Below are 16203 nucleotides of genomic sequence, written 5' to 3'. Positions count from 1 at the left end.
GATGTTAACATGGATTAAACGCTGGCGCGCTCTGCGAAAACGAGGTGTCATGGGGATCAATGAACGAAACGGGGATTTTGTCCTTAAATATAATAATCGCCGTTTCTACCCTTACGTTGATGATAAGATCTTGACTAAAGAGCGAGCAATTGCTGCGGGAATCAATGTGCCGGAGATGTATGGCGTTATTGAGACTGAGAGCGATATTAAACGGCTGAAAAAGATTATTGGTGATAAACGAGAGTTTGTGATCAAGCCCGCTCAAGGTGCCGGAGGCGATGGTATTATTGTGATTGCCGATAAATTTGATGAGTATCGTTATAAAACGGTTTCAGGACGTTTAATTACTCTCGATGAGATTGAGTATCAGATCTCTAGTACATTGACCGGTCTCTACTCATTAGGAGGTGCGCGAGATCGAGCTCTGATTGAGTATAAGGTGACCTCCGATCCGATCTTTAGTAGCATCAGTTACGAAGGTGTTCCCGATATTCGGATTATTGTCTTGATGGGATATCCGATTATGGCAATGTTACGACTACCGACAAGGCAGTCAGGTGGGAAAGCAAACCTCCATCAGGGTGCTATCGGTGTTGGCGTTGATCTAAAGAGTGGCACTACCTTAAAAGGGACTTGGCTCAATGAGATTATCCATCGACATCCCGATACTAATAATGAGGTCAGTAGCGTGACGCTCCCTAATTGGGAGGGCTTTTTAGAGCTGGCAACGAGTTGCTATGAGTTGAGTCAATTGGGTTATATCGGCGTTGATATGGTACTCGATGAGACAAAAGGACCATTAGTTTTAGAGATCAATGCGCGTCCGGGATTAAACATTCAGATTGCTAATAATGCCGGCCTCTCGGCAAGAGCTAGAAAAGTTGAGGAACATCTAGCGATGCTTAAAAAAGAGGGATTACCTGCAGAATCGATCGCTGAAAGAATGGCATTCTCTCAGCAATATTTTGGTGCCGATATGGTTGAATCCTTAGAAAAATAGAGAGAGCAAGATGGCACAATCTCACGAAGCCCGATACTTCTACTATCACCGATTTCCCACTGGGGAGATCGGTTTTTTATGGCAAAAAGAGGGGCTCTTAGCACTCGATATCTCTCAGTTAAAGATGCCGGTTAATCAGACCTCTCTCTTATCGCTTCAAGGGATGCCTCATGGAGATGGCGGTTTTCAATGGGGCAATCAAGATATTGATAGAGATCTCAATCATCGCTTAGCCACAATATGGGAGAGAGATGCGAAAGAGATTATAGATCTTTCTGATCTTTCAGATTTTTCTTCTCACTCTAATTACTCCAAACACTTTAAGTTTACTCAAAGCGCTTCAAGCGATAGTAGTGAGCGTTTGATTTATAAGGCAATTTCAGAGCTATCGGCCTATTTTTCCGGGACCTTACAACAATTCACCATTCCCCTCCTTTTGAAGGGAACGCCTTTTCAACAGAAGGTTTGGCAAACATTAATAACAATTCCCTATGGCAAGGTGGCAAGCTATCGAGAAGTAGCGGAGATGATCAACCGGCCAGGGGCAACTCGAGCGGTGGGGAGTGCAAATGGCAAAAATCCATTGCCGATTATTATTCCTTGTCATCGCGTGATTGCCAGTGATGGCAGCTTGGGAGGTTATAGTGGAGGGCTGATGACTAAAATAGCACTCCTTGAGCAGGAAGGATTCACCATTACTGCAGAAAAAAAGCGATTAAGAGTAGTGCCAAGAGAATCTGTCCTGTTCCAAGAATAAGAGCATAGAGTGCTAATTTACCTCCTTGCTGTTTGAGGAGTGAGAAATTAAGGCGTAGCCCAATCGCTGCAAGTGCAGTTACCTCAAAGAGTCCACTTAAGGTGAGAAACCCTTTTGTAAGATCTTGATGAATGATCTCAATAGAGTTGAGGGTGCAGGCGATCATAAAACCAAAGAGATACCAAGGAACGATTTTAATGATCGATTGTAAAAATGATGATGCCGAAGATGGCGCTTTATCGTTGACCGATGAGTGCCTCTTAGAAGCATTTAGCTCTTCTTCCTCGGACATTGAAATGGTTACTTTTTTTGAATTTTTTATTGCAGCACGACTATTTCGTGCTGCAATTTGGTGAAAAAGTAGAACAATAAAGATCAATGAAGCGATCCGCATAATCTTAAAGATTGTAGCATCTCGCATCACCTCATCACCTAACATACTTGCGCTAGCAATCACTTGCCCAACAGATTGTAAAATTCCACCAATAAAAGCACCTTGCAACAGCGCATGATCATAAAGCGTTAGGGCGATAAGGGGGAGAAGAAACATCATCACGGTCCCCATGAGGTTAACAATGGTAATGATCAGGCCTCTTTCCTCTTCTTTTGCTCCAATAACCGGTGCTGTAGCGGCGATAGCGGAAGAGCCACAAACACCATTTCCAGCGGCCATGAGGAGGTAGTAATTTTGTGTGAAATGAAGGAGTTGACCAATCCCAATCGCTAAGAGAAGGGTGCCGATAATCTGTAGTGTGATAAAGAGTGTGCCGGCAAAGCCAAGTTCGCCCAAAGTAGAGAAGGTCACCGAAAAACCTAATAAGACAATGGCATATTCTAGTAGGCGCCCTTCTGCAAAGCGTGTTCCTTTTTGAAAAATATTTTGTTTAAAGAAGAGATTTCCTAAGATAATTCCTAAGAAGATGGCAATGGGAGAGGGACCAATTGCCGGGATCCAGAGCGCTAAAATAGCAGCTACAGCAGCGGTTCCTATTGCAAGAAGCAGCCCGGGGATAATTGCTGGAATTTCAGAAGGTTTGGGAATAAAGCTAGGATATTTCATTATGATAGGAGATTCGTAGATTTGAAATAGGGGAGGGAAGATCGCTGTTTTATCCTACTCCTTTTCATACAATGTGCCAATTAATTGCTAGAAATCATGCGATTAACGATTAATGATTAACGATCAAATACTAATGATCTAATGTTAATAATTGAGTATTAACTACTCGAAAAAACGCCACAACTCTCTATCGATGAAAGATTGTGGCGTTCTATTTGAATAACATGCTATTGATCGATCGTTCTTAGTTAACTTCTAGAACGATTTTACCGATATGTGCGCTCGATTCCATTAATTCGTGTGCTTTATCTGCTTCTGCGAGGGGGAAGGTTGCACAGATCACAGGTTTAAAGTGTCCTTCCACAAGAAGGGGTAAAACATCGCGACGAATATCTTCTGTTAATTGGCGTTTGAAAGCATATTCACGGGAGCGAAGTGTGCTACCGGTAACGGTGAGGCGTTTTTGCATAATCTTCATCAAATTGGCAGTCACTTTTGCGCCCCCCATGGAGTTGATATAGACCAGTCGACCATCGGGATTGAGAAGATCGATATTCTTCTCATAATAATCACCTCCAATCATATCGAGAATGACATCGATACCGATCTCTTTTAAGACTTCAGCAAAATCTTCCTCTTTATAGTTAACAGCAATCTCTGCTCCTAGTGCTTTTACTGCCTCCTGTTTTTCGCTATTTCCAACAGTTGTGTAGACATTGGCGCCAATAATTTTTGCAAGTTGAATAGCGGTAATGCCGATACCACTACTGCCACCATGAACTAGGAAGTTTTCCCCTTTTTTTAATGCACCTCTTTGGAAGACATTGCTCCAGACCGTATAGAGGGTCTCAGGAAGGCTAGCTGCTTCAACGAAGCTTAGCTCTTTCGGTTTAGGGAGAGCCAAATCTTGATCGACACGAACGTACTCAGCATAACCGCCCCCGCCAATAAGTGAGAAGACCTCATCGCCTACCTTCCAACGGGTCACTTTGCTCCCGACCGCTTCCACAATACCGGCGACCTCTAATCCAAGAATGTCTTGAGGTTCTCCTTCGGGAGCTGGATAGTAACCTTTTCGTTGAATGACATCAGGGCGATTAACTCCTGCCGCTTTCACTTTGATCAGAATGTCATTCTCACCTACTGTTGGGCGTTCTTTCTCTCCAAGTTGAAGAACTGAAGGTGCGCCAAACTCTGTAAGAATAACTGCTTTCATAGTATCCATAATATCTCCTTATCTGTTTTGTAAGAGAGGGAGCGGGCTCGATAAAACTGCTATCTATAATACCGCTATCTATAATACTGTTATCTATCGATACTTATTTAAAATGATAGATAGACACTATAACCTATCTTCAATCTTGATTGCTATCTCTGCAAAAGTGGGCTCAACAATTGATTGAGTTTCACAATCGGATGAACAATCTCAACATTATCGAAGCGTTTTACCTGACTTCGGCAGGAAGATCCAGTGGCTAAGAGTGTTTCAGGTGCATTCTCTTTGATGATCTCGCCCCATGATTGAGAGTAGATCTTTTCAGAGAGATCTCTATTTTTCTTAATATGGCCAAAGCCACCACTCATTCCACAACAACCACTCTTCTCCTCACTTAAGTGGAGGCCAAAACGGGCAAATATCTCTTGCCATGCTTTAGGCGCATGTGTTGCATTGGTCTTTTCAGTACAGTGGCTCATCAGCTTGAGATCGATCTTCTCTTCAATCTGTGGAAGATCTTGTCTATTGGCAAGATAGGTGGCTAACCACTCTTGAATGAGTGCAACATTGGGGGAAGCAAGCCCGATAGCAGGATACTCTTCTCGATAGGTGAGTGTGATCGGTGGTTCGATACCTACGAGTGGAATGCCGTAAGCGGCAAGCTTCGTTAAGAGCTCATTTTGAGCTTCAGCCTCTTTTTTAAATTGTGTTAAAGCACCATAGACATGAGCGACCTTTCCAGAGGATTGGTAAGGCGCGATAAAGATCATGACGCCTAATTGATGAAGGAGCTCTACGGTGGCATTAAAGGTTGTCGCATCATAGAACATAAAGAAGGAGTCAGGCACTAAAATAACTGCGTTTTCCGGAGATTTAACCGACTCTAAGCAGGAGAGATTATCGAGTGTTAATTGTTGATAGTAGTGTTGATCTGCATGATATTGGGCTCGCTCAAGTTGTGGAAGATCGACGAGTCCAATCTGTGAGAAGAGCTGCTTCGTTAGGCTGTTTTGGGTAATCCAATTAGTAATTCCTGCAACCTTGGCACTCTGTTTTACCATCTTTTCAGCATTGATCAAGATTTTTTCATAGAGTGGGCGTTTTCTCTTTTGATAATATTCATTGAGAAATTGGGATTTTGCCGCCGGGATATTGACTTTAATAGGGCATTCTCCGGCACATGATTTACAGCTTAAGCAGAGTGAGAGTGAATCATAGAGCTCTTGCTCAAATTGGGGTTGAACAATATTGTGTGATTTTTGACGAAGCCACTCTTTGATCAATTCTGCTCGACCTTTAGGGGAGTGAATTCGCTCTCTTGTCGCTTTATAGCTTGGGCACATTGCGGCATTGAGATCATAATTGAAGCAGGCGCCATTTCCATTACAGTAGAGAGTTGTCGCATAAGCATTTTCAGCCCAGTAATGACTATTGATCTGACGATTAAAATCAGCACGAAGTGGCACTTCATCAATCTTTAAGAGCGCATGATCCGCAACGGCTGCAATTTTGCCGGGATTGAGTTGATTGTAAGGATCGAACGTTCTTTTTACACTCTGGACAAGGGGATAGAGCTCACCAAAGAAATCTTGAGCATATTCAGAGCGAACCCCCTTTCCATGCTCTCCCCAAAGTGCGCCACCATACTTTTGGCAGAGCTGATAGACTTTGTCGGAGATTTGTCGAATAAGCGGGCGATCCTCTTCTAGTTTGAGATCAAGTGCAGGGCGGACATGGATAACGCCGGCATCAGCATGACCAAACATGCCATATTTGACTGCCGCTTGGTCTAGAATAGCTCGAAATTCAGCAATAAAGGGGGCTAGATTTTCTGGTGGAACAGCTGTATCTTCCACAAATGGAATCGGGCGACGATTTCCTTGAACAGCGCCTAGCAATCCTACCGCACGTTTACGCAGACCATAGATATCAAGTACCGCTTTTTTTCCTAAGAGTGGGCGAATGGAGAGTCGGCTTTTATGGGGATGGGTCTCAATATAGTGTGTAAAGTCGGTGACCTTCTCTTGCAATGTCGGAAGATCATCTGCATTAAATTCAACAAGTTGAATCGCTTTAAGCGCCTCATAATCGATGCCGCTAAAATACTCCTCTGTTGTCGCCCAGATAAAGTCATTCTTGGCGATCTCCATGACAATATTATCGATCACCTCAACTGATGTCGGTTTAGGTGTTGCCCCCATTAAGAGCGGGGCATCCTCAAGTGCGCCGATAAAATCATTGTAGGTTATTAGGACGAGTGCCGTCTCTTTGGGAATTGGCAAGACATTGAGTTTCGCTTCTGTAAAAACGCCCAATGTTCCTTCTGACCCACAAAGAAGGTGGTTGAGATTGATAGCATCATCTTGTGTGAAGTGATCAAGGTCATATCCTGTGATAAATCGATTGAGTTGAGGGAAGTGGGAATGGATCTTCTCTTTATGGGGAAGAAGTGCTTGATAGAGAGATTCCGCTATTGGTAAACATTTTTCATCTTTCTGATTTTGAGAAAAAGGACGACTCACAAGCGCTTCACCGCCGATGCGATAAGCTAAGATCTCAAGGACATGTTGGCTGGTCTTGCCATACTCACAGCTTCCTTGGCCAGAAGCATCAGTATTGATCATTCCACCGATTGTTGCACGGTTAGAGGTTGAAAGCTCAGGTGCAAAGAAGAAACCATGGGGGCGAAGATAGGCATTAAGTTGATCTTTGACAACTCCCGTTTGCACTGTCACGACTCGCTTATCAGGATCAAAGTGTAGAATCTTATTCATATGGCGTGATAGATCTAAGATAATCCCTTGATTGAGGGATTGCCCATTTGTTCCTGTGCCACCTCCGCGAGTGGAGAGCGTAATATGGCGAAATCGCTCCTCTCCTAGCAGCACCATCACTTTCTCCACATCGTGATTATCTTTGGGAAAAAGGATCGCTTCCGGCATCAATTGGTAGATAGAGTTATCTGTTGCCGCGATCAATCTTTGGGCATAAGAGACCTCAATCTCGCCATTAAAGTTTTTTGCGCTTAAGGCTTCTAAAAACTGCTCTGTACTCGGGGTGGGGTGGATGCTCATAATCTCTCTCCATTCTTTATTGTTGTTTTTTATAGTTTTTTACCGTTTATTATTTATAGTTATTTCTCTTTATTGCTCGTTCTTTTCGGTTGATCGAGATACTCCTGTGATTGCATCTCAATAAGGCGACTAATTGTGCGATCAAACTCAAAGTCGAGCGCCTTTTCACCTTTCGGTGCATAGAGTTGATTCATCGGAACTTCCGAACCAATAATCACTTTGACCCCTTGGTCATAGAACTCATCAATCATAATCACAAAGCGTCTTGCCTCATTCTCTAAATCTCGCGTTAATTGCGGTAAGCCACTGAAGAAAACGGTATCTAAGATTGATGCAAGATAGATAAAGTCTTGAGATGAACGTGCTTTGCAACAAGCCTCATCGAAGGTGAACCAAGCACTCTTCTCATAATGTTCTAACATATGAAATGGATGTCCATTGACATCGAGTGTTTCGGGATGATCTGAACCACCGGTGAGCTTCTCAAATTTTAGCTTGAACTGCTTCTCTTGCTCCTCTTCTGTACCGGTAAACCAAACATCGGCACTATCGATATGGCGCATACGATAATCTTGATCTGTATCGAGAACAATGACTTCAAGACGATTCTTGATAATATCGATTGCCGGCAGAAATTGTTGACGCTGTAATCCATTTTTATAGAGATCTTCAGGCGGACGGTTAGAAGTTGTGATAAAGAAGATACCTTCCGCTAAGAGGGCATCGAGCAGACGATAGAGAATCATCGCATCGGTAATATCGATAACGTGAAACTCATCTACACAGAGAACTTTACACTCTTTGGCAAATTCTTTTGCTACCAATTTAAGCGGATCTTCACTTCCTTGATATTGACGCATCTTTTGGTGAACATCTTGCATAAAGTGGTAGTAATGCTCCCGAATTTTGGGAACATCGATATTGTTAAAGAAGAGATCCATTAGAAAGGTTTTTCCTCTTCCTACGCGCCCATAGATATAGAGTCCGCGTGGATCGCTATAGGTCATCGGTTGCTCGGCAAAAGGTTTTAACATCTTCTGCATAAAGGAGCGAGAATCCTCTGCCGGGATCGGTTTATCGTTGAGAATTTTAGCTTTTAATTTGTCATAGCTCTCAGCGACAGAAACTTGGACGGGATCGACCTTAAAACCTTTCTCTTCGATGAGTTTGAAATAGGCCTCTTTAATGGTTGTCATAATGATTTGCTCCTCTATTTTTTAACCCGACGCTCTTTAAAAAATGCTTTGATAAGTGAACGACACTCCTCAGAGAGGATGTGTGGAATAATGGTGATTTTATGATTAAATGCTTTATAGTCATTGATATTGAGGTTAGTTCCTAATGCGCCATTCCGGGAATCTCCTGCACCATAAACAACGGTATCGATACGTGCGTGGAGAAAACTGCCTGCGCACATTGTACAAGGTTCTAAAGTGACATAGAGTGTCATCCCCGGCAGACGATAGTTTTTGATTTTGGCACAAGCTTTGCGAATTGCAACAATCTCGGCATGTGCTGTGGGATCATTATCGATAATGGAGCGATTATGTCCACGTGCGATAATTTCTCCATTGTGGACAATCACAGCACCGATAGGGACTTCTCCGATCTCCCCTGCTTTTTGTGCCTCAAGAAGAGCCTCTTGCATAAAGTATCGATGTTGCTGATATGCTTCATCAGGGGTCTTATCTATCGTGCTGTTTTCTCGTACTTCACTCATATTGTATGATCTATTCTTATATGATCTGTTATCAGATGATGGATTTTTTATTTTTCTATAGCATTCTATAGCGTTCTATAGCTCTTCTACTGTTACTTCCTAACTGTTATTTCCTGATAATCAGGTTTTCTATGAGGTTTTGTGAAACGCTCTTTTTATTCGCTAGGCAAAGAAGATCAATTTTGCATAGAAATGATTGATCACATTTAAGCCTAAGAAGAGACCGAGTACAATCACCATTGGGCGAAAATCGATCATACCGACCTGTAGCTTAAAAGGGAAGCGTTTCATAATGGGTGCAAGCAGTTGATTGAGAAGACTTAAAAAGACGCTCTGTCTTGGAGATGAGCCGATCCAGCTACTAATTGCTTGGATAATATAGGCAAAGAGATAGATATAGATAATGTTGCGCAAGATCTCTAAAATCACCACTCCCACTAATGCTAGCGGTGTAATCGGCAACATCACTTTGAGTAACATCAAGAGGAGGTACTTGATGATTGTAATGATAATCGCCGCTAAGATCGCAGACCAATCGGCACTGCCGATGATGGGCGTGATTTTACGAATCGGTAAGATAATTGGGTTGGTGAGTTTAACGATCGATTGCACAATCGGATGGTAAAAGTTTGCCTTAACTAATTGCAATAGAAAGCGAAGAAGAATAAAGATCATCGCAAAGCTATAAGCAACTTCAATGAGAAATTCGAGAATATTGTTGATCATTAGAGATTTTGCTCCTCATCTATCTAATGGGGGAAATAGGAAATAGGAAATAGGAAAATAGTGGAAACAGAGGAATTTATAACTGAGATTTAGTGGGTGATTCAATGGCGTTAATAGCGTAACGAATAGATGACTCATCGCTACTCTAGATCACCTATATTTTCTCAGAGATGAGTTCGGAAAGTTCTTGATCGCGATTAAATGCAGCTCTCATCGCCTCCTCAACAATCTTGTCAAAATGATTTCTCTCTAAGCTAAAGATCGCCTGCTCTGTTGTTCCTTGGGGGGACATCACATTGCGCTTTAACGTCTCAAAAGAGAGATCAGAAAGTTGACTATAACGTGCTGAACCTAGCACCGCTTGCTGTGTTAATACTCTACTATTTTCAGGAGTAAGCCCCATCTCTACTCCGACACGGCTCATAATATCCATCAGATAGTAGAGGTAAGCTGGGCTTGAGCCCGAGACAGCTACCGCCGCAGAGATGAGCTCTTCAGATGCAAGCCAAGTAGTAATTCCACAGCTTGCGAAGATCTGGTCGGCATCATCGCATGCAGATTTTGAGACCGCTTCATTAGCATAGAGCGCAGAAGCCCCTAATCCAATAGTGGATGGAGTATTAGGCATGACACGAATGATGGGATATTCCGTTGCATCGATGCCACGTAAAATTGCTTCTATTGAAATGCCGGCAGCGATAGAGATAATGAGTGGTTTCTCTTTAAGTGCATGAAGAATGGGTTTAAGTTCAGCAAGGAGAGTTGGGAATCCTTGGGGTTTGATGGCTAAAATAAGGATATCGACCTGATCGATAAAATCGCGATAATCTGCTGAAGTGGTAACGCCGAGCGTCTGTTGAAAATAGGTGCGTTTCTCTTCATTTCGATCACAAAGATAGAGGTCAAAACAACGCTCTTTTTGTGATAATCCGCTCAATATCGCCTTTGCCATATTGCCGCCACCGATAAATCCTACCGCTTTTTTCATAAATACTCCTCGCTATTATTGTTCGTATTGATCTCTTTTGTATCATTGGGGTGAGATCTTTTTGATGTTACGAAAGTTGCAATCCCCGGCGTTAATTAAATGGTATTAAAATGGTATTAACTTAGTGTTAACTTAAATAGGGGATTTTGAGCTCATTGGGTTATTTTATCATGCTCTTTCAGGAAAAACTTTAGGCAAGAAGAAACTCTCGCTTGAGACGCTCAATTTCATCTCGCATCTCCGCAGCCGCTTCAAATTCTAAGTTTTGTGCATGATCGAGCATCTCTTTTTCCAATTGTGCCAGATGTTTTGCCAATTTTTTAGGGTCTGATTTAAATTGATGCTCATCATTAATACTCTGTTCATCGATGATCAACTTGCCGCGATACTCTTTGATATATTCATTATCAGGAGCGGCATCGCGGGCATCATACATAATGTCTTGAATCTGTTTTTGAATGGTTTTAGGGGTAATATTGTGTTCAATATTGTGAGCCTCTTGTAGTGCCCGACGACGTTCCGTCTCATCGATTGCGGCACGCATCGCTTTAGTGATCTTATTGGCGTAGAGAATGGCTTTCCCTTCCGAGTTTCGTGCAGCACGCCCTATAGTCTGAATCAGGGAGCGCTCTGAACGGAGGAATCCCTCTTTATCAGCATCTAAAATCGCTACGAGAGAGACTTCAGGAATATCGAGTCCCTCTCGTAAGAGGTTAATCCCCACTAAAACATCAAAGACGCCAAGGCGCAGATCACGGATAATCTCCACCCGTTCGACGGTATCGATATCTGAGTGGAGATATCGAACCTTGATTCCATGATCGGCTAGGAACTCTGTTAAATCCTCTGACATCTTTTTCGTTAAAGTGGTAATAAGAACTCGTTCATTTTTAGGAATTCGTTGATGGATTTCAGAAAGAACATCATCGACCTGTGTCTCTGCCGGACGAACCTCTACAATCGGATCGAGAAGTCCTGTTGGCCTTACCACCTGTTCTACAACTTGATCGGCATGTTCTGCCTCATAGATACTTGGCGTTGCCGAGACAAAGATCGTTTGAGGCATTAAATTTTCAAACTCTTCAAATTTTAGTGGGCGGTTATCGAGAGCAGAGGGGAGACGAAAACCGTAATTGACTAAGGTCTCTTTTCGAGATCGATCCCCTTTATACATTGCGCCTACTTGAGGGACGGCAACGTGGGATTCATCAATAAAGAGAATGGCATTTTTAGGAAGATAATCGAAGAGTGTGGGGGGCGCTTCTCCTGGCGCTCTTCCGGAGAGGTAGCGCGAGTAGTTTTCGATTCCCTGGCAATAGCCTAGCTCAATCATCATCTCAATATCAAACTTGGTTCGTTGCTCAATCCGTTGTGCTTCCAATAATTTATTTTGTGAACGAAGCTCTTCTAAGCGTGCGGCGAGTTCCACTTTAATCTCTTCTACGGCGGCAAGTAGTCGATCTTTGGGGGTTACATAATGGCTTGAGGGATAGACTGTCAAGCGGGAGACATTGCGAGAGACATGACCGGTTAGAGGATCAAAGAAGGAGAGTTTTTCAATCTCATCATCAAAGAGCTCAATTCGAACCGCATCTCGTTCACTCTCTGCGGGAAAGATATCGATCACTTCGCCTCGAACTCTAAAGTTTCCGCGCTCTAAGATCGTATCGTTGCGTGTATATTGTAGTTCTACTAAACGCTTAATAATATCGCGTTGATCGATCCGCTCCCCTTTAGTGACATGGAGAATCATACTCATATAGTGATCTTTATCGCCAAGACCGTAAATTGCGGAGACCGTGGCAATAATAATGGTATCGGGACGCTCTAAGATCGCTTTGGTCGCTGAAAGTCGCATCTGTTCGATATGATCATTGATAGAAGCATCTTTTTCAATAAAGGTATCTGATGCCGGCACATAGGCTTCTGGCTGATAGTAATCGTAATAGGAGACAAAATATTCCACAGCATTTTCAGGAAAAAATTCCTTCATCTCACCATAGAGTTGTGCAGCAAGTGTCTTGTTGGGAGCTAAGATCATTGCTGGGCGCTGTGTATTTTGGATCACATTGGCCATGGTAAAGGTTTTCCCTGATCCTGTAACGCCAAGAAGGGTCTGAAAGGCTAGTCCATCGTTGAGTCCTTCTGTTAATGCAGTAATTGCTGCAGGCTGATCTCCTGCCGGAGAATAATGGGTAGAGAGCTTGAAATGCATAGGATCTGTCGCCATATTGAATGTTATGTATGTCTGTATCGGTTTTAGAAGTCACTTTCATAAAGCATCGAATATAGAGATAGTATGCCATTTGCGATTGATGATTTGATGAAAGTACGAAAGTAATAAATGAAATAAATGAGTGATCAAAAGAGTGATCAAAAATTTGATATTAGTTTTTATGTTAATTTTCTACCAAAATTATATCAATTCTCTCTCTTTTATATTTTTTATCTCTTTTGTACGACTTGATATCACTTAGTATTACTTATATCACTGATAACCTCTCGTCGGTTGATCTGCTATTTAAGCTGTTATTTATCTGCTATCTGATAGTAAGCTGATAGCAATTGATAGCAATCAAGATCAGCAGAGCTTATGAGGTTCAAGGATCTCATAGTGATTCTAAGAGAGGCTAACGATAGCATAACTTCTAACAATCACTGTTAGGTGGTAAGATCATTGATGTAGAGATTTATCGATAAAACGTGGATGAATACCAAATCACATTATAATAAATTGGAGATAAAAACGAATGTCTCAAAAACGAGTAAAAGATGCGGAATTACCTATTTTAGCGCTTCGCGATTTAGTAGTGTTTCCGGGGACAAAAACTCCACTTTTAGTGGGTAGACCTCTTTCAATAGGTGCGCTTGAGATGTCAACGGAGGTTGATAATCGTGTTCTATTGATGAGCCTAAAAGATCCTGATGAAGAGCGAATTAATATGGAGACAATCTACCATACCGGTGTTGTTGTCCGTATTATCTCAAGTAAACTCTCAAAAGGGGGATCCTACCAAGTTACATTAGAAGCCCTTGAACGAGTTAAATTGCAGAAGACAAAAGAGTTAGTCTATGAAAATGGTGAGGGCTACGTTTTTGATTTTGTAATGGGAAGTTATGAGCTTGCCCCTTTTGAAAATAATTTAACAGAGGCAGAAGAAGAGGTCTACTACGCTACTTTTGAGAAGTTGGTGAAGAAGCTTTTAGAAAATGCTCAAATTAAACAATTAACGCCGGAATTGCTCTTAGAGGATAAAGCGCTCTATCCATTGGTGATGAAGCTTGCTTGTGAGATTCCGATGTCGGTGGAGAAGAAACAATCGATCTTAGCGGCAGAAGATTTAGGTGAAGCTGCGGATCTCTTGATCAATCATTTGAGTGTTGAGCTCAACATTATCGATCTTCAACGTCGAATTCATGGATTAGTCCAGACACAAATCTCAAAAAATCAGCGCGAATATTATCTCAATGAACAGATCAAGGCGATTCATAAAGAGCTTGATGATCTAAACGATTCAGGCCTTTCCGAGTTAGAGACGCTCGAAGAGAAGATTAAAGCTGCCGGTATGCCTAAAGAGGCTGAAGAGAAGGGGCTTAATGAAGTTAAGCGACTCAAATCAATGCCGGCAATGTCCGCAGAAGGAACGGTTGCTCGAACCTATATCGATTGGCTCTTAAAGATGCCCTGGAATGATCGCTCTCGTCTTCGCTATGGTTTGATTACTGCGAAAAAGACATTAGATCGAGATCATTCTGGCCTTGAGAAGGTCAAAGATCATATTCTTGAGCATTTAGCGGTTATTAGTCATACAAAATCGAAGAAGGGTGATATTCTCTGCTTTATTGGACCACCGGGAGTAGGGAAAACCTCTCTTGCTCGCTCAATTGCCGAAGCGACAGGACGAGAGTTTGTGCGGATGAGTTTAGGGGGCGTAAGTGATGAGTCTGAAATTAGAGGTCATCGTCGTACCTATATCGGCGCGATGCCGGGTAAACTTGTACAACTTTTAGCAAAAGCGAAGACCAAAAATCCACTTATTCTACTCGATGAGTTAGATAAGACCGGCCATAGCCATAAAGGTGATCCGGCAGCCGCACTTCTAGAGGTCTTAGATCCAGAACAAAATAGTACCTTTAATGATCATTATCTCGATGTTGATATCGATCTTTCGGAAGTGATGTTTATTGCAACCGCCAATAGTTATGATATTCCAGGGCCTCTACGCGATCGAATGGATATCATTGAACTTTCAAGTTATACCGAGCTTGAGAAGCTCACAATTGCGAAAGAGCACCTTATTCCAGATGCCTATAAGGAGAATGGATTAACGCGTGAAGAGATTAAATTTACCGATGATGGGCTTCTTTTTCTTATCAATCATTACACAAAAGAGGCAGGGGTTCGAAATTTAACCCGTGAAATCAATACAATCTTCCGGAAATTCATTAAAGAGAGAATGCTCGATAAAGAGCGTGATCGTAAAGGGGAGATCGTTGATGAGGCGCGTATCAAATATTATCTTGGCGCTATCAAGTATCGTCATGGTATTAAAGAGGATGAGCATGAGGTTGGCTATGTCAATGGGTTAGCTTGGACACAAGTTGGTGGTGATCTTCTGGGGATTGAGGTACAGCTAGTGCCCGGTAAAGGGGAACTTATCGCAACGGGTAGCCTTGGTGATGTGATGAAGGAGTCCGTTAGAACAGCATTAACGGTTATTCGCGCACGTAGTAGTTATTATGGTTTGCCCGATGATTTCTACAAAAAATGGGATATTCATGTTCATGCTCCGGAGGGGGCGATTCCTAAAGATGGACCAAGTGCCGGTGCCGCGATTACCCTTGCAATTCTTTCTGCACTTTTAGGTGTGCCGATTCGTTCCGATATTGCGATGACAGGGGAAATTACCCTCAGAGGTCATGTGTTAATTATTGGGGGATTAAAAGAAAAATTGATAGCAGCCGAGCGTGCGGGTATACGTACCGTCTTGATTCCAGAGGAGAATGTGAAGGATTTAGAGGAGGTTCCTCAATATATTCTCGATGCATTAGAGATTATTCCTGTAAAAACCTTCGATGAAGTGGTAGATTGTGCATTAACACAATCACTTACAAGACGAGATGAGTGGAAACGCTTTGATAGTTTTACAACGCTTCCTGAAGAGGTCGATGAGATCAAAAAAAGAGCGAAAACACATTGAATCACTTGACTTGCATCGATTGCGGACGTATAAATCTATACAGAATTAGCAAAGTTTGTTAATTTGAATAGACATAAGCACACTATGATCGTGCAAATTACATGTTTTTTTAATAGTAGGATATAATTTTATGAACAAAACTGAATTGATTGCTGCAGTAGCAGAAAAAACGGAAATGACGAAAGTAGCTTCTGCGAAAGCGGTTGAAGCAGTGATGGAAACCATTACTGAAGCGCTTGCAAATGGTGATAGTGTAACTTTAATTGGTTTCGGTACATTTACAGTACGTGATCGTGCTGCACGTGTTGGTCGTGACCCACGTAACCCTGAAAAAACAATTCAGATCAAAGCGTCACGCGTACCTGCGTTCAGAGCTGGTAAAGGTCTTCGCGAGTCAGTTAATAAGTAAGTATTCCTTATTTAACAGAGCATATTAAAAGGCTTTAGTACATTATGTGCTA

The 16203-nt window shown here is 42.3% G+C and carries 12 protein-coding genes; 4 read left to right on the top strand and 8 right to left on the bottom strand.

Features of this window, described 5'->3' with window-relative positions; genetic code table 11:
* Position 1: 1 nt before the first annotated feature.
* Both DC082_RS04850 and DC082_RS04845 read left to right on the top strand, forming a co-directional pair.
* Positions 2-1000: an alpha-L-glutamate ligase-like protein gene (locus tag DC082_RS04850; protein WP_109235981.1), complete on the top strand. Its 999-nt coding sequence runs from the start codon at positions 2-4 to the stop codon at positions 998-1000.
* A gap of 10 nt (positions 1001-1010) precedes the next feature.
* On the top strand, positions 1011-1757 hold the full coding sequence (locus DC082_RS04845) for a methylated-DNA--[protein]-cysteine S-methyltransferase (protein WP_229821581.1): 747 nt from the start codon (positions 1011-1013) through the stop codon (positions 1755-1757).
* Here DC082_RS04845 and DC082_RS04840 read toward each other — a convergent pair.
* The 8 genes from DC082_RS04840 to uvrB all read right to left on the bottom strand — a co-directional run bounded on the left by DC082_RS04840 (position 1696) and on the right by uvrB (position 12771).
* Positions 1696-2817, bottom strand: a complete 1122-nt coding sequence (locus DC082_RS04840; protein WP_109235980.1) for a YeiH family protein — start codon at positions 2815-2817, stop codon at positions 1696-1698. The two genes, DC082_RS04845 and DC082_RS04840, sit on opposite strands and share 62 nt — an antisense overlap.
* Positions 2818-3061: 244 nt before the next feature.
* Positions 3062-4033, bottom strand: a complete 972-nt coding sequence (locus DC082_RS04835; protein WP_109236198.1) for an NAD(P)H-quinone oxidoreductase — start codon at positions 4031-4033, stop codon at positions 3062-3064.
* A 152-nt stretch (positions 4034-4185) separates the two neighbouring features.
* Positions 4186-7107 carry an FAD-binding and (Fe-S)-binding domain-containing protein gene (locus tag DC082_RS04830; protein ID WP_109235979.1) on the bottom strand — a complete coding sequence of 974 codons (2922 nt, stop codon included), beginning with the start codon at positions 7105-7107 and terminating at the stop codon, positions 4186-4188.
* Between the two features lie 59 nt (positions 7108-7166).
* Positions 7167-8303 carry a cell division protein ZapE gene (zapE, locus tag DC082_RS04825; RefSeq protein WP_109235978.1) on the bottom strand — a complete coding sequence of 379 codons (1137 nt, stop codon included), beginning with the start codon at positions 8301-8303 and terminating at the stop codon, positions 7167-7169.
* Between the two features lie 14 nt (positions 8304-8317).
* Positions 8318-8827 (bottom strand): tRNA adenosine(34) deaminase TadA, encoded by a 510-nt coding sequence (gene tadA, locus DC082_RS04820; protein ID WP_109235977.1) that lies wholly within the window; start codon positions 8825-8827, stop codon positions 8318-8320.
* 162 nt (positions 8828-8989) lie between these two features.
* Positions 8990-9553 (bottom strand): YggT family protein, encoded by a 564-nt coding sequence (locus tag DC082_RS04815; RefSeq protein WP_109235976.1) that lies wholly within the window; start codon positions 9551-9553, stop codon positions 8990-8992.
* 154 nt (positions 9554-9707) lie between these two features.
* Positions 9708-10541: a pyrroline-5-carboxylate reductase gene (proC, locus tag DC082_RS04810; RefSeq protein WP_109235975.1), complete on the bottom strand. Its 834-nt coding sequence runs from the start codon at positions 10539-10541 to the stop codon at positions 9708-9710.
* Between the two features lie 190 nt (positions 10542-10731).
* Complete coding sequence (gene uvrB / locus DC082_RS04805; protein WP_229821579.1) at positions 10732-12771, bottom strand: excinuclease ABC subunit UvrB; 2040 nt, start codon at positions 12769-12771, stop codon at positions 10732-10734.
* Positions 12772-13291: 520 nt separating this feature from the next.
* Between uvrB and lon the strand changes: the two genes are divergently transcribed.
* Both lon and DC082_RS04795 read left to right on the top strand, forming a co-directional pair.
* On the top strand, positions 13292-15742 hold the full coding sequence (gene lon, locus DC082_RS04800) for an endopeptidase La (protein ID WP_109235974.1): 2451 nt from the start codon (positions 13292-13294) through the stop codon (positions 15740-15742).
* Positions 15743-15872: 130 nt separating this feature from the next.
* Entirely contained in the window at positions 15873-16151 is a 279-nt protein-coding gene (locus DC082_RS04795) for an HU family DNA-binding protein (RefSeq protein WP_094566799.1), read from the top strand.
* Positions 16152-16203 lie beyond the last annotated feature (52 nt).

The organism is Ignatzschineria indica (genome assembly GCF_003121925.1).
Lineage (GTDB): Bacteria > Pseudomonadota > Gammaproteobacteria > Cardiobacteriales > Wohlfahrtiimonadaceae > Ignatzschineria > Ignatzschineria indica.
This window is presented reverse-complemented; position numbering and strand designations above follow the sequence as displayed.